Genomic DNA, 19,135 nt, shown 5'->3' with positions numbered 1-19,135 from the left:
GGAGTTGGGCGATGACGGTCAGTGGCTGAGCACCTTGCTGAGGAAGTCCTGGGCGCGCTCCGAACGAGGGTTGGAGAAGAACTCGTCGGGAGAGCCCTCTTCGACGATCGCGCCGTCGGCCATGAAGATCACGCGGTCGGCGGCGGTCCGGGCGAACCCCATCTCGTGGGTAACCACGACCATGGTCATCCCGCCCCGGGCGAGGTCCACCATGACGTCGAGGACCTCCTTGATCATCTCCGGGTCCAGTGCGGAGGTCGGCTCGTCGAAGAGCATCAGCGCGGGGTCCATGGCCAGCGCGCGGGCGATCGCGACGCGCTGCTGCTGGCCCCCGGAGAGCTGGGCAGGATACTTCTGGGCCTGCTCGGCGACGCCGACCCGCTCCAGCAGAGCCCGCGCCCGCTCCTCCGCCTCGACGCGGCTCGTGCCGCGCACCTTGATCGGGCCGAGCGTGACGTTCTCGAGCACGGTCTTGTGGGCGAAGAGGTTGAAGCTCTGGAACACCATTCCCACGTCGGCCCGGAGCCGGGCCAGCGCCTTGCCCTCCTGTGGCAGCGGCTGGCCCTCCAGCACGATCGAACCCCGGTCGATGGTCTCGAGGCGATTGATCGTGCGACACAGCGTGGACTTCCCGGACCCCGAGGGCCCGATCACGACCACGACCTCGCCGCGGCGCACCGACAGGTCGATGCCGCGCAGCACGTGCAGGTCGCCGAACCACTTGTCGACGCTCTCCAATGCCACGATGACCTCGGTGCCGGTCCCCGAGGCCGAGCTCCCTGCCGCCGTCATGCCCGGAGACACTAGCCGCGATGGCCCGAACGGGCTACCGCACTCCTGGGGTCGGGCCGGGGTGGAGGCCGATTTTCCGGTCGGGTCGGCATCCGCCGTACCCTCGTCGGGTCATGTCGCGTACCTACGAGGTCCGCACCTACGGGTGCCAGATGAACGTCCACGACTCCGAGCGCCTCACCGGGCTGCTGGAGGACGCGGGCTATGTCGCCGCGCCGTCGGGCCAGCAGGCCGACGTGGTGGTGTTCAACACCTGCGCGGTGCGGGAGAACGCCGACAACAAGCTCTACGGCAACCTCGGCCACCTGGCGCCGGTCAAGGCCGCGACTCCCGGCATGCAGATCGCGGTCGGCGGCTGCCTGGCTCAGAAGGATCGCGACACGATCACGACGCGCGCACCGTGGGTCGACGTCGTGTTCGGCACCCACAACATCGGGTCTCTCCCGGCGCTGCTCGAGCGGGCGCGCGTCCAGGAGGAGGCGCAGGTCGAGATCCTCGAGTCGCTCGAGGTGTTCCCCTCCACGCTGCCGACCCGGCGCGAGTCGGCGTACGCCGCCTGGGTCTCGGTGTCGGTCGGCTGCAACAACACCTGCACGTTCTGCATCGTCCCGAGTCTGCGCGGCAAGGAGAAGGACCGCCGGCCCGGCGAGATCCTCGCCGAGGTCGAGGCGCTGGTCGCCGAGGGCGTCTCGGAGATCACGCTGCTGGGCCAGAACGTCAACGCGTACGGCGTGGAGTTCGGCGACCGGCAGGCGTTCTCCAAGCTGCTCCGGGCGTGCGGCGACATCGAGGGGCTGGAGCGGGTGCGCTTCACCAGCCCGCACCCGGCCGAGTTCACCGACGACGTCATCGAGGCGATGGCCGAGACGCCGAACGTGATGCCGTCGCTGCACATGCCGCTGCAGTCGGGCTCGGACAAGGTGCTGCGCGACATGCGGCGGTCCTACCGATCCACGAAGTACCTCGGCATCATCGAGCGGGTCCGCGCGGCCATGCCCGACGCCGCGATCACCACCGACATCATCGTGGGCTTCCCCGGCGAGACCGAGGAGGACTTCCTCGAGACGCTGCGCGTCGTGCGGGAGGCGCGATTCTCCGCCGCGTTCACGTTCCAGTACTCCAAGCGCCCCGGCACCCCGGCCGCCACGCTGCCCGACCAGATCTCGCCGGCCGTGGTCAAGGACCGCTACGAGCGGCTGGTCGAGGTGGTCGACGAGATCGCGTGGCAGGAGAACAAGCGGCTGGTCGGCCGGCGCATCGAGCTCATGGTCGCCGAGGGCGAGGGCCGCAAGGACGCCGCCACCCACCGACTCTCCGGGCGTGGCCGGGACAACCGGCTGGTGCACTTCACCCCGCCCGAGGGCGTCGAGGTCCGGCCCGGAGACATGGTGACCGTGGAGGTCACCTACGCCGCGCCGCACCACCTGGTGGCCGACGGCGCCCTGGTCGACGTCCGGCGTACCCGCTCCGGCGACGCCTGGGCGGCCCGCCACGCTCCTCCGGCCGCGCCGGCCGGCGTCACGCTCGGCATGCCGACGCTCGGCGTCCCCGCGCCTCTGCCGGACGCCCCCGCCTGCCGCTGACCGAACGGTGGTTGAGGAGGTTGCGCTAGCAACCGTCTCGAAACCACCGTTCGTCACCCGAGCGGTGGTTTCGAGACAGGCGCTGCGCGCCTTCCTCAACCACCGCAGTGGTCAGACCTCGTCGTCCTCGCGGGGGTCGCGCTCGGAGTAGCCGGCCTTCGGCGGCAGGCCGACCGGGTTGTCCTCGGGGTTGCCCGGCGACTGCTCGGGCGGGGCGTCATCGTCGCCGTACGACTCGTGCGGCGCGACCTCGCGCAGCCCGTCGGTGGCCTCCTGGCCGGGGCCGGTGTGGCCGACCCGCTCGCTGCTGACCCCCATCTCGCCGGCGGCGCGGTCGGGGCCGCTGGAGCCGGGGGTGGAGGACTGGATCTCTTCGTTGGCGTCGCTCATGCGGGGGACTCCTTGTCCTCGTCGGCACCCTCGTGGTCGCCGCTCTCGCTGCGGGTGGCGGTGGTCGAGGTGTCCTCGGCGCCGCCGACCTCCTCGACCAGCGGGTCAGGGGCCTTGTCCTCGATGGCCGGGTTCTCCTCCGGCGTGAGGTCGGGGATCAGGATCGGGCCACTGTCGTCCTCGACGGCGTCGACCCCACCGGGGTTGGGCTCTCCGGGCTCCACCTTGGGAGTCGGCATCGGTCCGAGATCGGATGACATGGGTTCTCCCTCCCCTGTTCAGAATCCGAACGTCGTGTACGGCGTGGTCGTACCCGTTCGCAGGGAGTCCAATACCGCCAGCTCGTGCGGGACCATCGGGTCGGGCAGCGCGTCGAGGGGACACCAGCGCAGGTCGGCGGCCTTCTGCGGCTCGACGATCCGCGGCACCCCGGTCCAGGACCGGGCGGTGAAGAAGAAGTCGATGCGCTCGTCGATCGGCTCGCCGCCGCGGGTGCGCTGCATGGCGGTGACGAACGTGAGGTCGAGGTCGGTCACCCCGATCTCCTCGAGCGCCTCGCGGTGCGCGGCGTCGTACGCCGTCTCGCCCTTCTCGACGTGGCCGGCCGCGGCGGCCGCCCAGTGGTCGTCCATGAAGCCGGTGTTCTGGCGCAGCTGCAGCAGCACCTCGGGCCCCGAGACCCCGTCGCGGAGCAGGAAGACGTAGGCGGCGGGGACGACGACGAACCGGTCGATGACTCCGTCGATCACTCCTCGACAGCCTCGGCGTCGTCCTCGAGGTCGTGGGGGGTCACCAACGGCTCGCCGTGGCTCTCGTAGACCGTGCCGGTGTCCTCCGACACGGCCTCCCGCTCGGAGGCTTCGTACTCCTCCGCGTCGGGGGACTCCTCGGGCTCGAGGTCCTCGGTCAGGTCGAACTCGCTCATCTCACTCACCTCCCGAGCCGTCGGACGGCTCATCGAGCGATGTCTCCGCATTCTCCTCCTGCAGGTCGCCGGAGGGTACGTCGTCCGCCGGTCCGGGGAGCTCGCTGTCGTGCTCGCCGGGCGGCCGGGCCGCGGGGTAGCGCTGGGGATCGCTCATGCTTGCCACACTAGCCACATGCCGCCGACCGCAAACCCCGCGCCGATCGTGGCCGTGGTGGGGGCGACAGCATCCGGCAAGACCGGTCTCTCGCTCGACCTGGCGGAGCGGCTCGGCGGCGAGATCGTCAACACCGACGCCATGCAGGTCTACCGCGGCATGGACGTCGGTACGGCGAAGCTGCCGCCCGCCGAGCGGCGCGGCATCCCGCACCACCTGCTGGACACGCTGACCGTGCGCGACCCCGCCACGGTGGCGGAGTTCCAGGGCTGGGCGCGGGTCGCGGTGGCCGAGATCCGGGGCCGCGGCCGCACCCCCGTGCTGGTCGGCGGCTCGGCGCTCTACACGCGGGCGGTCCTCGACCGCTTCGAGTTCCCCGGCACCGACGACGCGGTCCGGCAGCGGCTGGAGGAGGAGCTCGCGGAGGTCGGCCCGGCCGCGCTGCACGAGCGGCTGCGGTCGGTCGACCCCGAGGCGGCCGAGCGGATCCTGGTCGAGAACGGCCGCCGCATCGTCCGCGCCCTCGAGGTCGTCGAGATCACCGGGCGCCCGTTCACCGCCTCCCTGCCGACGCTGGAGTACGCCGACCCGCGGACCGTGCAGATCGGCGTGGACATCGACCGGCCCACGCTCGACGAGCGGATCGAGCGACGCGTGGACGAGATGTTCGACGCGGGGTTCGTCGCCGAGGTCGAGCGGCTCCTCGCCGAGGGGCTGGCCGAGGGCCGCACCGCGGGCCGCGCGATCGGCTACCGCGAGGTCGCGGCGTACCTCGCCGGCGAGCTGAGCCTCGCCGAGGCGCGCGAGCGGACCGTGATCGCCACCCGGCGCTTCGCCCGGCGGCAGGACTCGTGGTTCCGCAAGGACCCGCGGGTCGTCTGGATCCGGTACGACGACCCCGAGCTGGTCGACCGGGCGGTGGCGGTGGTTTCGAGGCTCGCTTCGCTCGCACCTCGATCACCGGCCTTCGGTGGTTGAGGTGCGAGTCTTGCGCCTCGATCACCGGCTGAGCAAGATCGATCGGGCGCGCGGGCGGGAGTCGCCGCCAGACTGAGGTCATGGCGGGACGGGACCGGCTCCGCGAGCTGCTGGACGCGGTGCTCGACGAGCAGCACTCGACGCTGGCCGAGATGGCGGGCGGGGCGTTCGCGTCGCCGTACCACTTCAACCGCCAGCTCTCGGCGGGCACCGGGGAGCCGCCGGTCGCGATGCGGCGCCGGGTGATGCTCGAGCGGGCCGCCTGGCAGCTGCGACAGGGCGGGTCGGTCACCGACGTCGCGTTCGCCGCCGGCTACGACTCGGTCGAGGGCTTCAGTCGTGCGTTCGCCCGGGCGTACGGCCACCCGCCGTCGCAGCCGGGCCAGGGCAGCCACTGGCTGCCCGCGCCGAACGGGATCCACTTCCACCCACCGACCTCGCTGTGGGTGCACACCGGGGAGCACACGATGACCCAGCCGTTGGACCTGATGATCCACCACGACCTCGACGACACCCGGGCGCTGCTCGACCTGGCCAAGCAGCTGCCGGACGAGGACTACCGCCGCCACCTGCGGCCCGGCCAGCTGGTCTCGACCTGGGAGGGCGAGGAGCCGTCGGTCGCGTCCGTGCTCGAGCGGACCGTGTTCACCAAGGAGGTGTGGCTCGCCGCGATCCTCGGACGCGACCTCCCCGACGACCGGTCCGACGGCCCGGCCGACCTGCTGGAGCGCCACGACGTCGTCGGCCCGCGCTGGCTGGAGATGGTGCGCGACGTCGAGCGCCGCGGCGCGTGGGACGACCGGATCGTCGACGCGCTCTGCGACCCGCCCGAGAGCTTCGTGGTGGGCAGCATCGTCGCCGACGTGCTCACCTTCGCCGCCCACCGGCGCCTGACCGTCCGATCCATGCTCCGCGACCTCGGCGTCGAGATCGACGAGGGCGACCCCATCACCTGGCTACGACGACGCACCGGAGGCACCGCGTGAAGACCATCTACTACACCGCCAGCTCGCTCGACGGCTTCATCGCCGACCCCGACAACTCGCTGAGCTGGCTGTTGAGCCGCGACATCGACCAGGAGGGGCCGATGAGCTACCCGACCTTCCGGGCGACGGTCGGGGCCGCCGCGCTGGGCGCGACCACCTACCAGTGGATCCTCGACAACGACCCGGACGGCTGGGAGTACACCATGCCGTCGTGGGTGTTCACCCACCGCTCGTTCGCGCCGCAGGAAGGCATCACGTTCACCACCGACGACGTCCGCGACGTGCACGCGGCGATGAGCGAGGCCGCCGACGGCAAGGACGTCTGGCTGATCGGCGGGGGCGACCTGGTCGGGCAGTTCGCGGACGCCGGGCTCCTCGACGAGGTGTGGGTGCAGTACGCCCCGGTGACCCTGGGCGGCGGTGCTCCGCTGCTGCCTCGGCGGATCGAGCTGCGGCTCGAGGAGCACGCCCGCAACCGCGAGTTCCTCTGCGCGAGGTACGCGGTTTCGTCGCCCGCCTGACCGGGCACAAGACGCGCATGCGCCGTCTCGGGACCGTCGTACCGCTCGCCCTCGCCACCACCCTGCTCGTCGCCGCGCCGGCCCACGCGGGTCCGCAGCCCACGCCGAAGAGGCCCACGGCCGTCGGGTACGGCGGCGCCGTCACGTCGGTCGACGCCGACGCGTCCCGGGTGGGGCTGCGGGTGCTGAGGTCGGGCGGCAACGCCGTCGACGCCGCGGTCGCGACCGCGGCCGCGCTCGGCGTCACCGAGCCGTTCAGCGCCGGGATCGGCGGCGGTGGCTACTTCGTCTACTACGACGCGAGGACGGGGCGGATCAGCACGATCGACGGCCGCGAGACCGCGCCGGCGGCGATGCCCCACGACGCGTTCATCGACCCCGCGACCGGCGAGCCGTACAACTTCTCACCGGAGCTGGTCACCAGCGGGGTGTCGGTCGGCGTGCCCGGCACGCTCGCGACCTGGCAGCGGGCGCTGCGGAGCTGGGGCACGCGCTCGTTGGCGCGGTCGCTCGCGCCGGCCGAGGCGCTGGCCCGGCGGGGCTTCGTGGTCGACCGGACCTTCCACGACCAGGTCGTGCAGAACGAGCGCCGCTTCAAGGCGTTCGTGCCCACCCGGGCGCTCTACTACGCCGGCGGGCACGCGCCGCGGGTCGGCAGCGTGTTCCGCAACCGCGACCTGGCCGACACCTACGACCTGCTCGCCGACCGCGGCCTCCGCCCGTTCTACCGGGGGCGGCTGGCCGGCGAGATCGTCCGCGCCGTGCGCCGGCCGCCGACGACCGCGAGCACCACCCTGCCGGTGCCGCCCGGCACCATGAGTCGCCGCGACCTCGCGCGCTACCGCGCCGTCGACCGCGCGCCCACCCACGTCGGCTACCGCGGGCTCGACGTCTACGGCATGGCGCCGTCGTCCTCCGGCGGCTCCACGGTCGGCGAGGCGCTCAACATCCTCGAGCGCTACGACCTCGGCTCGCTGCCGAGGGCCGAGGCACTGCACCTCTACCTCGAGGCGAGCGCGCTGGCATTCGCCGACCGGGGCGCGTACGTCGGTGACCCGGCCCAGGTCGACGTCCCGCTCGACGACCTCCTCAGCGACGACTTCGCCGCCGAGCGGGCCTGCTCCATCGACCCCGCCCACGCGGCCGACAAGCCGGTCGCGGCCGGCGACGTGTCGTCGTACGACGGCAGCTGCGCGCCGTCCACGCCCGCAGCGGCCGACCGTGCGACGGACACCGAGAACGTCGAGACCACCAACCTCACCGTGGCCGACCGCTGGGGCAACGTCGTCGAGTACACGCTGACGATCGAGCAGACCGGCGGCTCCGGGATCGCGGTGCCCGGGCGAGGGTTCCTGCTCAACAACGAGCTCACCGACTTCAGTGCGGTCTACGACCCGGCCGACCCCAACCGGATCGAGCCGCTCAAGCGGCCGCGCAGCTCGATGGCGCCGACGTTGGTGATGCGTGACGGCAGGCCGCTCCTCGCGGTCGGGTCGCCAGGCGGGTCGACGATCATCACGACCGTGCTGCAGATCCTGGTCGACCGGCTCGACCTCGCCATGACCCTGCCCGAGGCGATCGCCGCGGCCCGGGCGACCCAGCGCAACACCGCGGCCGACCTGGCCGAGCCCGCGTTCGTCGAGGAGTACGGCGATGCGCTGCGGGCGCTCGGCCATGACGTCCGGACCTACGAGGACATCTTCACCGGCACCCACGAGATCGGCGCCGCGACCGGGATCGAGTTCGGGCCTGGCCGGCTGCTGACCGCCGCGGCCGAGCCGGACCGGCGCGGCGGTGGGTCGGCCACCGTGCTGCACCCGAAACGCAGGTGACGGCGCCAGTACCGTAAGGGTGTGGAGACCGAGGCACCCCCCGCGACCTGGGCCGAGATCGGCACCGTCGGCGAGCTCGTCGCGCTGCTGGGCGAGCCCAGCGCGCGCGCTCGCGACAAGGGCCGCACCGCGCTGCTCGACGTCGACCGCGACTGGCTCGCGGCCTCGCCGTTCTGCGTGCTGGCGACCTCGTCGGCCGACGGCCGGTGCGACGCCTCGCCCAAGGGCGACCCGGCCGGGAGCCTGGTCCACGTCATCGACCAGCGCACGATCGCGATCGCCGAGCGGCCGGGCAACAAGCGGGCCGACGGCTACCGCAACATCCTGGAGAACCCCCACGTCGGGCTGAACTTCCTGATCCCCGGCCGCGGCGACACGCTGCGGGTCAACGGCCGCGCCCGGCTGGTCGGCGACGCGCCGTTCTTCGACGAGATGGTCGTCAAGGGCCACCGGCCGGTCCTGGCCGTCGTCGTGGAGATCGAGGAGATCTTCTTCCACTGCGCCAAGGCGTTCCTGCGCTCTGGGCTGTGGAAGCCGGAGACCTGGGACCCCGAGGCGGTCGTGCCGCGCCGCGCCGTGATCGCCGCGGCGATCGAGCCCAACGAGATGACCGCCGAGCAGCTCGACGACTACTACCGGCCCGAGAACTACGAGCGAGGGCTGTATGCCTGACCCCTACCCGTACCTGTTGGGCCACGGCACCGAGAACGACTTCGTGCTGTTGCCCGACCATGACGGCGCCGTCCACGGCCACCTCTCCGCCCAGGAGATGGCCGAGCGCGTGCGCGCTCTCTGCGACCGGCGCGCCGGCATCGGCGGGGACGGCGTGCTGCGCGTCGTACGCCGCGACGGGCGGTGGTTCATGGACTACCTCAACGCCGACGGGTCGGTCGCCGAGATGTGCGGCAACGGCATCCGGGTGTTCGCGCGGCACCTCGTCGAGGAGGGGCTCGCCGACCCGGCGTCGCCGGTCGAGGTCGACACCCGCGACGGCCTGAAGGTCGTCACCGTCGACGGCGACCTGATCACCGCCGACCTGGGCACGCCGACGGTCTTCGGCGACACCATCGTCGGCGTCGGCACGACCAGCTGGCCGGCCCGCCACGTCGACATGGGCAACCCGCACGCGGTCGCGTTCGTCGACTCCCTCGACCCGCACGGTCCGGTCGGCCCGTTGCTCGACCCGCCGAGCCGCGACCCGGAGACGTTCCCCGACGGGGTCAACGTGGAGTTCGTCGTACGCCGCGGGGAGCGCCACGTGGCGATGCGCGTGCACGAGCGCGGCTCGGGGGAGACCCGCTCCTGCGGCACCGGGGCCTGTGCGGTGATGGTGGCTGCGGCGATCGCCGACGGGGCCCGGCCCACCGACGCCGACGTGGCCTACCGGGTCGACGTGCCCGGTGGCACCCTCACCGTCACCTGGACCGCCGACGACCGGGTGCTGCTCACCGGGCCCGCGGTCATCGTGGCGCGGGGGACCACCAGCCTCTGAGGCCGTGCGGGATCGGCTGCTGGCAGCCGAAACCCGCGACCAACCGTGACAGTCCCACTGTGACGATGACTATGCTCCGGGCCATGGACATCAACGGAGCCAGTGCCATCGTCACGGGCGGAGCGTCGGGCATCGGCGCGGCCGCCGCCCGCCAGCTCGCCGCCAAGGGCGCGGTCGTCGTGGTCGCCGACCTGCAGGCCGACAAGGGCGAGGCGCTCGCCCAGGAGATCGGCGGCGTGTTCGCCCAGGTCGACGTGACGAACACCGACCAGATCCGCGCGGCCGTCGAGGCCGCGGCCGCGATCGCGCCGCTGCGCGCGTGCGTCAACTCCGCCGGCATCGGCTGGGCGCAGCGCACGATCGGGCGCGACGGCGAGTTCGACTCCGCCCACGACCTCGAGGCGTTCCGCAAGGTGATCGCGATCAACCTGATCGGCACCTTCGACATGACCCGGCTCGCGGCGACCGCGATGAGCCGCAACGAGCCCGACGAGGACGGCTGCCGCGGTGCGATCGTCAACCTCGCGAGCGTCGCGGCGTTCGACGGCCAGATCGGCCAGGCGTCCTACTCCGCCTCCAAGGGCGGCGTCGTCGGCATGACGCTGCCGGTCGCCCGCGACCTCTCCGCGGCCGGCATTCGTCTCAACACCGTCGCCCCCGGCCTGATCGACACCCCGATCTACGGCGAGGGCGAGCAGGCCGAGGCGTTCAAGGCCAAGCTCGGCGAGAGTGTGCTGTTCCCCAAGCGCCTCGGGGTTCCCGACGAGCTCGCCAGCATGGTCGTCGAGTGCATCACCAACAGCTACATGAACGGCGAGGTCGTCCGCGTCGACGGCGGCATCCGGATGCCCCCCAAGTAGCCGTTCAGCCCTCGGGCGCCAGTCTGCGGAGCAGCCGGAGCAACGTGGCCCGCTCCGCGGCCGACAGCGGCTCGAGGACGGCCTCCTGGACCCCGCCGAGCACGGCGTCGAGCTCCTCCAGCCGGGCCGCGCCGTCCTCGGTCAGCAGCACCACGTTGCGCCGCCGGTCGGCCGGGTCCGGTTTGCGGCGGGTCAGGCCCCAGGCGTCCAGGTCGTCGAGGACGGCGACGACGTCGCTGCGATCGATCGCGGTCGCGCGGCCGAGGTCGGCCTGACTGCACGGCCCGAGCTGCTCGAGCGCGGCCATCAGCCGGAAGTGGTAGCCGCGCACCCCGGCCGCGGCGAACGCCTCGGCGAGGAGTCCCTGGGCCCGGGCGTTCGCCCGGCTGAGCAGCCAGGTGGGTCGGTCGGCCACCCGTCGCAAGGTCGTCACGCGCCCAGTCTAGGACTGTTGGCTCGGCCAACGATCGGCTATCGTTGGTCCTACCAACGACCAGGAGGCAATCCGATGCCCACTCCCTTCGGACCCCAGCTCATCGGCGAGACCGAGAAGACCCTCAACGCCCTGCTCAACGCCCTCCTGGCCGGCAGGCTCAGCGAGCCCGAGTGGGTGACGCTCCGGCTCGCCCACCTCCTCGAGGGGGAGGTGGGCAGCGCCGACCAGCTCGCCGCCGCGGTGTCCGACCGAGCCCGGTTCGACGACGCCGCCGAACTGGTGCGGGGGCTCACCGCGGCCGGGCTGCTCCAGGACGGACGGCCGACCGCCCAGTCCCGCGCGCTGGTCGCCGACCTGCAGGAGCAGATCGCCGTACGCATCGAGCCGATCTGGCGAGACCTGCCCGCCGAGGACCTCGCCGCCGCCGCCCGCGTGCTCACGCACGTGCGCGACCGCGCCCGCGCCGGGCTCGCCTCGCTCTGATCCTCACCCGCTGTTGACCGACACGACACGTCGGCGTACGGCGCGCGTCGGGCGGCGCCGACAGCGTGCGGGCCATGGTCCTCCTCGGGAGACGCGCCACGCTGATGGCCGGCGTCGCGATCGGAGGGACTCCGGGGCTGCTCGCCTGGAGCGTCCGCCACGGCACACCTGGACTGGCTCGCGAGCGGGTCGAGCACAGCCACGGCGTCCGCTCCGGGGAGGTGACCACCGGCTCCGCCGTGCTCTGGTCCCGGGCGAGCGCCGACGGTCGTCTCGACGCCCGGATCTCCAGCAACGGACGGGTGCTCCGCGAGATCGAGGGCGTCTGGGCCGACGAGCGCACGGACCGCACCGCCCGGATCATGCTCGACGGGCTCGCGCCCGGCCGGCGGTACGACGCCGACCTGTGGTTCACCGGACCCGACGGTGCCGCGGGCGCGGTCCAGCGGGTCAGCTTCACGACGGCACCGATCCACGCCGCGGCGCAGTCGTTCGTATGGTCCGGCGACACGTGCGGCCAGGGGTTCGGGATCAACCCCGACCTGGGCGGGCTGACGACGTACCGCGCGATGCTCGACACCCGGCCCGACTTCTTCCTGCACTGCGGCGACACGATCTACGCCGACATCGAGATCCTCGAGACCGTGCCCGAGCCGACGGGGGAGACCTGGCGCAACGTGGTGGCCGAGGGGGTCGGCAAGGTCGCCGAGACACTCGCGGAGTTCCGCGGCCGGCACCGATACCCGCTGCTCGACGACAACGTCCGGGCGCTGTACGCCGAGGTGCCGACGGTCTCGCAGTGGGACGACCACGAGACCTGCAACAACTGGTACCCGGGCGAGGTCGTCGACGACAGCCGCTACACCGAGCGCCGGGCCGACGTGCTGGCGCTGCGCGGGCGCCGGGCGTGGCAGGAGTACCAGCCGATCCCGGTCCGCACGCTCGTCGACCGGGACGGCGACGGCTTCGCGCCGCAGCGGATCTACCGGCGGGTGCCGCGCGGCCAGCACCTCGACCTGTTCTGCCTCGACATGCGCTCCTACCGCGGCCCCAACCCGACGTCGGCGTCGACCGGCCAGCCGGGCCTGCTCGGCCCCGAGCAGGAACGTTGGCTGATCGAGCAGGTCACTCGGTCGCGGGCCACCTGGAAGGTGATCTCCGCGGACCTGCCGCTCTCGGCCCCCTCCAACCACGCCGACGACCTCGACAGCGTGCCCAACGACGACGACGGCCCGCCGACCGGCCGCGAGCCCGAGCTGGCCCGGGTCCTCGCGGCGTTCCAGCGCGCCGGCGTCCGCAACGTCGTGTGGCTGACGGCCGACGTCCACTACACCGCGGCCCACCACTACAGCCCGGACCGAGCGGCGTTCACCGACTTCGACCCGTTCTGGGAGTTCGTCTCCGGGCCGGCCGCGGCCGGCACGTTCGAGACCAAGGACGCGCAGCTCGACGGCACCTTCGGCCCCGAGGTCGTGTTCTCGAAGGGCAACGAGACGGCCGCGTGGGCGCAGTCGCCGCGCGCCGGCAACCAGTTCTTCGGCCACGTCGCGATCGCCGCGGACGGCCTGCTGACGGTGACGCTGTACGACGGCTCCGGCACGGCGCTGTGGTCCACGGCGGTGGAGCCGGAGCCACCGCTCAGGGCGTCCAGTCGCTGAGGTCGACGACCAGGTCGGCGCGGTCGCGGGCCGCCTCGACCAGCCGGGCGTTGGCGCCGTCGACCCGCTCGACCCACTCGCGGGCGGCCTCCGGCGTCTTGCCGAACCGCACATGCCGGGCGACCAGCCGCTCGACGCGCAGCGCGTCGTCGACGTCCACGTGCCAGACCACGTCGATCTCGGCGCGGACGGCCCGCCATCGCGGCTCGTCGAGCAGCAGGTAGTTGCCCTCGGTGACGACCGTGCCCGTCGCCGGCACCGGGATCGCGCCCGCCAGCGGCTGCTCCAGGCCGCGCTCGAACATCGGGGCCACGACGCCCTCCTCGCCGGAGCGGACCCGCCGCAGCAGTGCGGCGTACCCCTCTGCGTCGAAGGTCTCGGGCGCGCCCTTGCGGTCGCGCAGCCCACGCCGCACCAGCTCGACGTCGGCGTAGTGGAACCCGTCCATCGGCACGATGGGGAGACCGAGGGAGCCGGCCAGCGTGGACTTCCCGGCCCCGGGAGCCCCGGCGATGCCGAGCAGCCGCGTGCCGGCGGGGACCGCGGGGATCATGTCGCCACGGTACGGGTCGCGGGTTCCGGAGGGTGTCACGCGCCCCCGTGGTACCGGTCAGCTCCTCAGGCTGCCCTGGCGAGCTCAGGAGCGGTCCTGACCGGTTGCAGGGTGCCAGGGCTGGTGTCCGCGAGTCGGCACAGGTCGGCCGGTGACCCGGATGCCGTACGTCGGGGTCCCGGGCGTGGGGACGGGACCGAGGTAGCTGTGACCCGTCAGCCGACACCAGGCCGGCAGGTCGATCGGCGCAACGGGATCGCTGGTCGTCAGATGCACGAGCGTGCCCGGGTCGAGCTTGGCCGCATGGTCGCGCAGGAGGATGAGCAACCGCGCGCAGCCCAGATCGCCCCCGTCGAGGTGGTGGACAGCCTCTGTCGGCGCGTGGGGGTGCCCAGGGGCGGAACCGGTCATCGACGGGCGGCCAGGCCGTGATATGCGTCGAGCAGCGCCGCCGCTGCCGCTTCGACGTGCTCCTCGGAGGTGCCCCGTCCCAGGGACAGGCGCACTGCGCCACGAGCGGCGGACGGCTCCAGTCCCATGGAGAGCACCGCCTCCGAGGGGCGGTGCACCCCGGAGTGGCAGGCCGACCCGGTCGCAGCGGCGAGGGTCGGGCATGCCTCGAGCAGGTCCCAGCCGGCTACGTGGGGGAACACGACCAACAGGGTGTTGGGCAGCGAACCCCGGCGCGGCGTCAGGCGCGCGAGCGTCGGGACCGCGGCCCTCAGGCGGAGCTCGAGCTGGTCGCGCAGCTCCGCGGTGCGGGCCGCCTCCTCGCGCAGGTCCGCACGGGCGAGGGCGCTCGCAGCGCCCAGGCCCACGATCCCTGCGACGTTCTCGGTGCCGGGACGTATCCCGTGCTCCTGCCCTGCGCCACGCAGCACCGGCGCCAGGGGGGTGTCGGTCCGCACGTAGAGGGCGCCGATGCCCTTGGGTGCATAGAGCTTGTGTCCGGCGATCGAGAGCAGGTCGACCCCGAGCTCGTCGACGTCGACGGCGATCTTGCCGACGGCCTGGGCGGCATCGGTGTGGACGATTGACCCAGCGGCCCGGGCTGCCGCGGCGACCTTGGTCAGGGGCATGACGGCGCCGGTCTCGTTCTGCGCGAGCATGACCGTGACGAGCCCAACATCCGCGCCGAGTGCCGCATGGAACGCGGGTAGGTCGAGGTGTCCGTCGCTCGTGACGCCGACGGTGGTGACGGTCCAGCCGTGCGAGCCCAGGTGGGCGAGCGGCTGGACGGTGGCTGGGTGCTCCACCGTGGAGGTGACGATGCGGCGTCGATCGCCCGACGCGGCTGCTGCAGAGCCCCTCAGTGCGAGGTTGTTCGACTCCGTGCCGCCCGAGGTGAAGAAGATCTCGGCAGGACTGGCACCGATCAGACCTGCCACCTGCTCGCGGGCGACGGCCACCGCCTCAGCCGCCCGGCGTCCGGGCGCGTGCGGGCTGGACGGGTTGCCGTGGGCCTCGGTCAGGAAGGGCAGCATCGCCGCGAGCACCTGCGGAGCGAGGGGTGTGGTTGCGTTGTGGTCGAGGTAGATCACGTCCTCGGCGCTCACAGCCATCTCCTCAGAACGTTCTGCTCGAACGCGACCTTGCCCAGGTGGAGGGCCCGGCCCGGTGGTCGCAGGGCGACGCGCGGTGCGGGGTCGGCGTAGAAGTCGCCCGAGCCGTAGCCGGCGCGGGCGTCGCCGGTCTCGATGAAGCAACCGCCGTGCCCGTTGAAGCCCGCCGGCGCAGACCGGCCCAGGATGGTCGCCGCGATGGTGTCGGCGACCACCAGGGCCTGTGCGTGAGCGAACACGCCGGCGCGGGGGAGTGGCTTCCCCATGGCCAGGGTGATCTGGACGTTGTCACCGATCGCGTAGACGCCCGGGTACCCGGTCTGCAAGGTGTGCCTGTCGGCCTCGCTCCAGCCGCCGGGGCCGGCCAGACCGGAGTCGCCGACCACGGTCGGGGCGGCGATGGGCGGCATGTAGGCGAGCAGATCGAACGGCACGTCCTGGCCGTCGGCGAACCGTGCCAGATCGCGCTCGATGCGGGTGATCTGGTGGCTGGGCCGGTAGGTGATGCCGCGGGCGGCGAGCAGGTTGGTCACCGCCCCGGAGACCGTCGGGCCGGCCACACCCATCGGCCCGGGCTCGGCCGCGTGCACGACCACCTCGACGCGATCGCGCACCTGCCGCCGGCGCAGCAGTGCGTCGATGAGGAACGCGGCCTCGTACGGCGCAGCCGGGCACCGGTAGACCGGCGAGGCGGTGGCCACCAGGACCCGACCGGAGTCGATGCGGCCCAGCTCGACGCCGAGCCGCTGGGCACCGGTCAAGGTCGCGAAGGTGTGCCCCTCCTCGGCGAGCCCCGGGATCGTCTCGGGTGTCTGCTGCGCGCCGAGGCTGACCACCAGGTAGTCCCCGGTGAGCACCTTTCCGTCGATGACCACGCTGCGTTCCGCGGGATCGATGCGCTCCACGGTTCCGGTGCGTACGTCGATGCCGCGTCGTTCCAGGCGGCGCAGTGGGCGGGTGACCTGCGCGGGCGTCCGGTGCCCCGTCATGACCCACAGGTAGGAAGCCGCGAGCGTGAAGTCCTGCTCCCGGTCGACCAGGACCACCCGGTGGCGGCGGTCCAGTCGGCGACGCAGCCGGTTGGCCGTGACGACGCCGCCTATCCCGCCGCCCAGCACCAGGACCGTCTGCGGACTCATGGGAGTGGCCATCAGAAGACGAGGACCTTGTCCGCGGCGACTGTCAGGTCCGCGAGCTCATCCATCGTCGAGCGGCGCGCGTGGTCCATGAGCATGTCCGCACCGACCCCGCGGGCATCCATGCAGGTGCCGCAGCACAGCACCTGCCCGCCGCTGCGCGGTACGGCGGCCAGCATCCGGTCGAGCGTGTAGTACCCGTCGGGGGTCTTCTGGTTGCGCATCGCGACGGTGACGGCGTCGCCCATGAGGAAGACATGCACATCCTGGTCGTCCTTCTTGGCCAAGGCGACGGCGAGGCGCACGGCGTTGTAGGTGGTGTCCGAGCCGTAGGCCGGGCCGTTGATGATCAGGAGGGTGCGCATGGTGTGTCCTTCGTCGTCGAGTGTCAGCAGGTTGGTCGGAAGGGAGACTCAGGCTGCGCCGAACTCGAGAGAGCGGCCGGCACGGCGCCAGTCGTCGATGCCGGCCTCGACTCGCTGGGCCGCGACTCCGGCCGCGCGCAGCCGCCGAACGGCCTCGGCGGAGAGCACGCAGTACGGGCCCCGGCAGTAGGCGACGACCGTCGCGTCGGAGGGCAGGTCCGCGATCCGTTCGGTCAGATCCGCCAGCGGCATGCTGACGGCTCCGGCGATGTGGCCGGCGGCGAACTCCTCTGCGGGCCGGACGTCGACCACGATCACGTCACCGCGCCCCGAGCGCTCCAGGAGCTCCTCGACGCCGAGCGGCTCGGCGCCGTCGACCTCGCCGAAGAACGCCTCCGCGAGCTGGCGGACCTCCGCGATCCGGGCCTCAGCAGCCTCCCGCAGCGCCCGGTAGGCGGCCACGACGCTCAGGTCGGCGACCCGGTAGACCACCCGCTGGGCATCCCGCGAAGAGGTCACCAGGCCCGCATTGCGCAGGACCTGCAGGTGCCGCGACGTGGCGCTGACCGTCATCGAGGTCTGCGCGGCGATCGACTCCACCGACCGGGGCCCCTGTGCCAGCAGGTCGACGATCTCCAGACGCTTGGGACTCGCGAACGCACTCGCGACTCGTGCGAACTGCTCGAACACCGCGTCCTTGAACTCTCGACCCTCCATGCCACCATCCTATTCACGTATTCGCGTGATTACGAGAATAACAGGATGGACTGCTCACCCGCCACCCATCGCCGATCGGCGCCACCGTCGGACCGGAGCCCGGGTTAAGGGTTCGCCGTGCTCGGGTGCGCGAACGTACGCTGTGCCTCATATGACGAACGCACCCGACTTCAACCTCGACTCCGAGCTCGAGGCCACCGACGACTGGGACGACCCAGACGACTCAGGAGACTCTGACGAGTTCGAGTTCGAGTCCGGGTACGCCGAGCCGGACCCCGACGCGCCCGACCCCGAGGAGCTGACGACCGGCGAGCTCGACCTCGCCGAGCGCCACCAGCTGCGCCGGGTCGCGAGCCTGCGCACCGAGCTCGAGGACATCACCGAGGTCGAGTACCGCCAGCTGCGGCTCGAGCGCGTGGTGCTCGTCGGCGTGTGGACCGACGGCTCCGTCGACGACGCCGAGAACTCCATGGCCGAGCTCGCCCTGCTCGCCGAGACCGCCGGATCCGAGGTCCTGGACGCGATCTACCAGCGCCGCCAGACGCCCGACCCCGCGACCTACATCGGCCGCGGCAAGGTCGACGGGCTGCGCGAGATCGTGCAGGCCACCGGCGCCGACACCGTGATCTGCGACGGCGAGCTGGCGCCCAGCCAGCTGCGCAACCTCGAGGACCGGCTCAAGGTCAAGGTCGTCGACCGGACCGCGCTGATCCTCGACATCTTCGCCCAGCACGCGAAGTCCAAGGAGGGCCAGGCGCAGGTCGAGCTGGCCCAGCTGAGCTACCTCAAACAGCGCCTCCGCGGCTGGGGCGGCAACCTGTCCCGCCAGGTCGGCGGCCGCGCCGCCAACGGCGTCGGCATCGGCGGCCGTGGCCCCGGCGAGACCAAGATCGAGACCGACCGGCGCCGCATCAACACCAAGATCGCCAAGCTGCGCCGCGAGCTGCGCGAGATGAAGGGCACCCGCGACACCAAGCGCCAGGAGCGCCGTCGCCACCGCATCCCGAGCGTCTCGATCGCGGGCTACACCAACGCCGGCAAGTCCTCGCTGCTCAACCGGCTCACCGACGCCGGGGTGCTCGTGGAGGACGCGCTGTTCGCGACGCTCGACCCGACGACGCGGCGTACGACGACGTCCGACGGCCGGGTCTACACGATGAGCGACACGGTCGGGTTCGTCCGGCACCTGCCCCACCAGCTGGTCGAGGCGTTCCGCTCGACGCTGGAGGAGGTCGCCGACTCCGACCTGATCCTGCACGTGGTCGACGGCTCCCACCCCGACCCGGAGGGCCAGATCAACGCGGTGCGCGAGGTGTTCGCCGAGATCGGCGCCTCCGACGTGCCCGAGCTGGTCGTGATCAACAAGGCCGACGCGGCCGACCCGATGGTGCTCGCCCGGCTGCGCCAGCGCGAGCCGCACTCGGTCGTGGTGTCCGCCAAGACCGGCGAGGGCGTCGACGAGGCGCTGAAGCTCATCGAGGGCGAGCTGCCCCGCCCCGAGGTGGAGTTCACCGCGCTGGTGCCCTACGAGCGTGGCGACCTGATCAACCGGCTGCACCAGCACGGCGAGATCGACTCGATGGAGCACACCGGCGACGGCACGATCGTGGTCGGCCGGGCCAACGAGGACCTGGCCGGCGAGCTCGCGGCCTACGCCGTCTGAGAGTCGCTCTCCGGGGTCCACTCCGGCCGCGGGCCGGTGATCTCGT

23 protein-coding genes are annotated in these 19,135 nt (G+C 72.4%); 11 read left to right on the top strand and 12 right to left on the bottom strand.

The annotated features are described in order from the left end of the window. Positions 1–18: 18 nt before the first annotated feature. Complete coding sequence (locus QQZ14_RS19480) at positions 19–792, bottom strand: amino acid ABC transporter ATP-binding protein (protein ID WP_284536072.1); 774 nt, start codon at positions 790–792, stop codon at positions 19–21. Positions 793–905: 113 nt separating this feature from the next. On the opposite strand from QQZ14_RS19480, the gene miaB reads away from it, so the two are divergent. Further along, a complete protein-coding gene (gene miaB / locus QQZ14_RS19475; protein ID WP_284536071.1) occupies positions 906–2,375 on the top strand; it encodes a tRNA (N6-isopentenyl adenosine(37)-C2)-methylthiotransferase MiaB in 1,470 nt (489 codons plus the stop codon). A gap of 111 nt (positions 2,376–2,486) precedes the next feature. On the opposite strand, the gene QQZ14_RS19470 is transcribed toward miaB, so the two are convergent. The 5 genes from QQZ14_RS19470 to QQZ14_RS19450 are packed head-to-tail and all read right to left on the bottom strand — an operon-like array spanning position 2,487 to position 3,847. Continuing rightward, positions 2,487–2,765, bottom strand: coding sequence for a hypothetical protein (locus tag QQZ14_RS19470; protein ID WP_284536069.1), 279 nt, complete (start codon positions 2,763–2,765; stop codon positions 2,487–2,489). After that, positions 2,762–3,025: a hypothetical protein gene (locus QQZ14_RS19465; RefSeq protein WP_284536068.1), complete on the bottom strand. Its 264-nt coding sequence runs from the start codon at positions 3,023–3,025 to the stop codon at positions 2,762–2,764. The genes QQZ14_RS19470 and QQZ14_RS19465 overlap by 4 nt, the downstream gene beginning before the upstream one ends. An 18-nt stretch (positions 3,026–3,043) precedes the next feature. Then, entirely contained in the window at positions 3,044–3,514 is a 471-nt protein-coding gene (locus QQZ14_RS19460) for an NUDIX hydrolase (RefSeq protein WP_284536067.1), read from the bottom strand. Further along, entirely contained in the window at positions 3,511–3,690 is a 180-nt protein-coding gene (locus tag QQZ14_RS19455; protein WP_284536066.1) for a hypothetical protein, read from the bottom strand. The genes QQZ14_RS19460 and QQZ14_RS19455 overlap by 4 nt, the downstream gene beginning before the upstream one ends. A gap of 1 nt (position 3,691) precedes the next feature. Further along, the gene (locus QQZ14_RS19450; RefSeq protein WP_284536065.1) at positions 3,692–3,847 is read right to left on the bottom strand and encodes a hypothetical protein; all 156 of its coding nucleotides are present in this window, start codon (positions 3,845–3,847) and stop codon (positions 3,692–3,694) included. 18 nt (positions 3,848–3,865) lie between these two features. Here QQZ14_RS19450 and miaA point away from each other — a divergent pair, with 18 nt between their 5' ends. From miaA to QQZ14_RS19415, 7 genes are all read left to right on the top strand, one after another. Beyond that, positions 3,866–4,825 (top strand): tRNA (adenosine(37)-N6)-dimethylallyltransferase MiaA, encoded by a 960-nt coding sequence (gene miaA / locus QQZ14_RS19445; RefSeq protein ID WP_284536064.1) that lies wholly within the window; start codon positions 3,866–3,868, stop codon positions 4,823–4,825. Between the two features lie 80 nt (positions 4,826–4,905). Continuing rightward, the gene (locus QQZ14_RS19440; RefSeq protein ID WP_284536063.1) at positions 4,906–5,811 is read left to right on the top strand and encodes a helix-turn-helix domain-containing protein; all 906 of its coding nucleotides are present in this window, start codon (positions 4,906–4,908) and stop codon (positions 5,809–5,811) included. Then, the gene (locus tag QQZ14_RS19435; protein WP_284536062.1) at positions 5,808–6,332 is read left to right on the top strand and encodes a dihydrofolate reductase family protein; all 525 of its coding nucleotides are present in this window, start codon (positions 5,808–5,810) and stop codon (positions 6,330–6,332) included. The genes QQZ14_RS19440 and QQZ14_RS19435 overlap by 4 nt, the downstream gene beginning before the upstream one ends. 17 nt (positions 6,333–6,349) lie before the next feature. Continuing rightward, positions 6,350–8,164: a gamma-glutamyltransferase gene (ggt, locus tag QQZ14_RS19430; protein ID WP_284536061.1), complete on the top strand. Its 1,815-nt coding sequence runs from the start codon at positions 6,350–6,352 to the stop codon at positions 8,162–8,164. A 21-nt stretch (positions 8,165–8,185) separates the two neighbouring features. Continuing rightward, complete coding sequence (locus tag QQZ14_RS19425; protein WP_284536060.1) at positions 8,186–8,836, top strand: pyridoxamine 5'-phosphate oxidase family protein; 651 nt, start codon at positions 8,186–8,188, stop codon at positions 8,834–8,836. Beyond that, positions 8,829–9,656: a diaminopimelate epimerase gene (dapF, locus tag QQZ14_RS19420; RefSeq protein ID WP_284536059.1), complete on the top strand. Its 828-nt coding sequence runs from the start codon at positions 8,829–8,831 to the stop codon at positions 9,654–9,656. The genes QQZ14_RS19425 and dapF overlap by 8 nt, the downstream gene beginning before the upstream one ends. Before the next feature lie 83 nt (positions 9,657–9,739). Then, positions 9,740–10,516: an SDR family NAD(P)-dependent oxidoreductase gene (locus QQZ14_RS19415; protein WP_284536058.1), complete on the top strand. Its 777-nt coding sequence runs from the start codon at positions 9,740–9,742 to the stop codon at positions 10,514–10,516. Between the two features lie 4 nt (positions 10,517–10,520). Here the strand turns inward: QQZ14_RS19415 and QQZ14_RS19410 are convergent, their stop codons facing one another. After that, complete coding sequence (locus QQZ14_RS19410) at positions 10,521–10,949, bottom strand: MarR family winged helix-turn-helix transcriptional regulator (RefSeq protein WP_284536057.1); 429 nt, start codon at positions 10,947–10,949, stop codon at positions 10,521–10,523. 75 nt (positions 10,950–11,024) lie between these two features. On the opposite strand from QQZ14_RS19410, the gene QQZ14_RS19405 reads away from it, so the two are divergent. Together QQZ14_RS19405 and QQZ14_RS19400 are read left to right on the top strand one after the other, a co-directional pair. Beyond that, positions 11,025–11,435, top strand: coding sequence for a MarR family transcriptional regulator (locus QQZ14_RS19405; RefSeq protein WP_284536056.1), 411 nt, complete (start codon positions 11,025–11,027; stop codon positions 11,433–11,435). A gap of 74 nt (positions 11,436–11,509) precedes the next feature. Continuing rightward, positions 11,510–13,093 carry an alkaline phosphatase D family protein gene (locus QQZ14_RS19400; protein ID WP_284536055.1) on the top strand — a complete coding sequence of 528 codons (1,584 nt, stop codon included), beginning with the start codon at positions 11,510–11,512 and terminating at the stop codon, positions 13,091–13,093. On the opposite strand, the gene QQZ14_RS19395 is transcribed toward QQZ14_RS19400, so the two are convergent. From QQZ14_RS19395 to QQZ14_RS19375, 5 genes are all read right to left on the bottom strand, one after another. Further along, positions 13,074–13,646, bottom strand: a complete 573-nt coding sequence (locus QQZ14_RS19395) for a nucleoside/nucleotide kinase family protein (RefSeq protein WP_284536054.1) — start codon at positions 13,644–13,646, stop codon at positions 13,074–13,076. The genes QQZ14_RS19400 and QQZ14_RS19395 overlap by 20 nt on opposite strands. Before the next feature lie 407 nt (positions 13,647–14,053). Further along, entirely contained in the window at positions 14,054–15,202 is a 1,149-nt protein-coding gene (locus QQZ14_RS19390) for a cysteine desulfurase family protein (RefSeq protein ID WP_284536053.1), read from the bottom strand. Next, on the bottom strand, positions 15,199–16,347 hold the full coding sequence (locus QQZ14_RS19385; RefSeq protein ID WP_284536052.1) for an NAD(P)/FAD-dependent oxidoreductase: 1,149 nt from the start codon (positions 16,345–16,347) through the stop codon (positions 15,199–15,201). The genes QQZ14_RS19390 and QQZ14_RS19385 overlap by 4 nt, the downstream gene beginning before the upstream one ends. An 11-nt stretch (positions 16,348–16,358) precedes the next feature. Next, positions 16,359–16,709, bottom strand: coding sequence for a DsrE/DsrF/TusD sulfur relay family protein (locus QQZ14_RS19380; protein WP_284536051.1), 351 nt, complete (start codon positions 16,707–16,709; stop codon positions 16,359–16,361). A 48-nt stretch (positions 16,710–16,757) separates the two neighbouring features. Beyond that, positions 16,758–17,426: an ArsR/SmtB family transcription factor gene (locus QQZ14_RS19375; RefSeq protein ID WP_284536050.1), complete on the bottom strand. Its 669-nt coding sequence runs from the start codon at positions 17,424–17,426 to the stop codon at positions 16,758–16,760. A 151-nt stretch (positions 17,427–17,577) separates the two neighbouring features. Between QQZ14_RS19375 and hflX the strand changes: the two genes are divergently transcribed. After that, positions 17,578–19,089, top strand: a complete 1,512-nt coding sequence (gene hflX / locus QQZ14_RS19370; protein WP_284536049.1) for a GTPase HflX — start codon at positions 17,578–17,580, stop codon at positions 19,087–19,089. Positions 19,090–19,135: the final 46 nt, after the last annotated feature.

The organism is Nocardioides sp. T2.26MG-1 (genome assembly GCF_950101795.1).
Taxonomy (GTDB): Bacteria; Actinomycetota; Actinomycetes; order Propionibacteriales; family Nocardioidaceae; genus Nocardioides.
Note: the sequence above shows the minus strand (reverse complement) of the source record. Positions and strands in the feature narration are given on the sequence as shown.

Excerpts from the sequence above, each read along its gene's own strand:
- hflX (WP_284536049.1), top strand. The coding sequence starts at position 17,578 with ATGACGAACGCACCCGACTTCAACCTCGACTCCGAGCTCGAGGCCACC.
- QQZ14_RS19400 (WP_284536055.1), top strand. The coding sequence starts at position 11,510 with ATGGTCCTCCTCGGGAGACGCGCCACGCTGATGGCCGGCGTCGCGATC.
- dapF (WP_284536059.1), top strand. The coding sequence starts at position 8,829 with ATGCCTGACCCCTACCCGTACCTGTTGGGCCACGGCACCGAGAACGAC.
- ggt (WP_284536061.1), top strand. The coding sequence starts at position 6,350 with ATGCGCCGTCTCGGGACCGTCGTACCGCTCGCCCTCGCCACCACCCTG.
- QQZ14_RS19395 (WP_284536054.1), bottom strand. The coding sequence starts at position 13,646 with ATGATCCCCGCGGTCCCCGCCGGCACGCGGCTGCTCGGCATCGCCGGG.
- miaA (WP_284536064.1), top strand. The coding sequence starts at position 3,866 with ATGCCGCCGACCGCAAACCCCGCGCCGATCGTGGCCGTGGTGGGGGCG.
- QQZ14_RS19470 (WP_284536069.1), bottom strand. The coding sequence starts at position 2,765 with ATGAGCGACGCCAACGAAGAGATCCAGTCCTCCACCCCCGGCTCCAGC.
- QQZ14_RS19480 (WP_284536072.1), bottom strand. The coding sequence starts at position 792 with ATGACGGCGGCAGGGAGCTCGGCCTCGGGGACCGGCACCGAGGTCATC.
- QQZ14_RS19415 (WP_284536058.1), top strand. The coding sequence starts at position 9,740 with ATGGACATCAACGGAGCCAGTGCCATCGTCACGGGCGGAGCGTCGGGC.
- QQZ14_RS19385 (WP_284536052.1), bottom strand. The coding sequence starts at position 16,347 with ATGAGTCCGCAGACGGTCCTGGTGCTGGGCGGCGGGATAGGCGGCGTC.
- QQZ14_RS19455 (WP_284536066.1), bottom strand. The coding sequence starts at position 3,690 with ATGAGCGAGTTCGACCTGACCGAGGACCTCGAGCCCGAGGAGTCCCCC.
- QQZ14_RS19450 (WP_284536065.1), bottom strand. The coding sequence starts at position 3,847 with ATGAGCGATCCCCAGCGCTACCCCGCGGCCCGGCCGCCCGGCGAGCAC.
- QQZ14_RS19465 (WP_284536068.1), bottom strand. The coding sequence starts at position 3,025 with ATGTCATCCGATCTCGGACCGATGCCGACTCCCAAGGTGGAGCCCGGA.
- QQZ14_RS19405 (WP_284536056.1), top strand. The coding sequence starts at position 11,025 with ATGCCCACTCCCTTCGGACCCCAGCTCATCGGCGAGACCGAGAAGACC.
- miaB (WP_284536071.1), top strand. The coding sequence starts at position 906 with ATGTCGCGTACCTACGAGGTCCGCACCTACGGGTGCCAGATGAACGTC.
- QQZ14_RS19380 (WP_284536051.1), bottom strand. The coding sequence starts at position 16,709 with ATGCGCACCCTCCTGATCATCAACGGCCCGGCCTACGGCTCGGACACC.
- QQZ14_RS19440 (WP_284536063.1), top strand. The coding sequence starts at position 4,906 with ATGGCGGGACGGGACCGGCTCCGCGAGCTGCTGGACGCGGTGCTCGAC.
- QQZ14_RS19375 (WP_284536050.1), bottom strand. The coding sequence starts at position 17,426 with ATGGAGGGTCGAGAGTTCAAGGACGCGGTGTTCGAGCAGTTCGCACGA.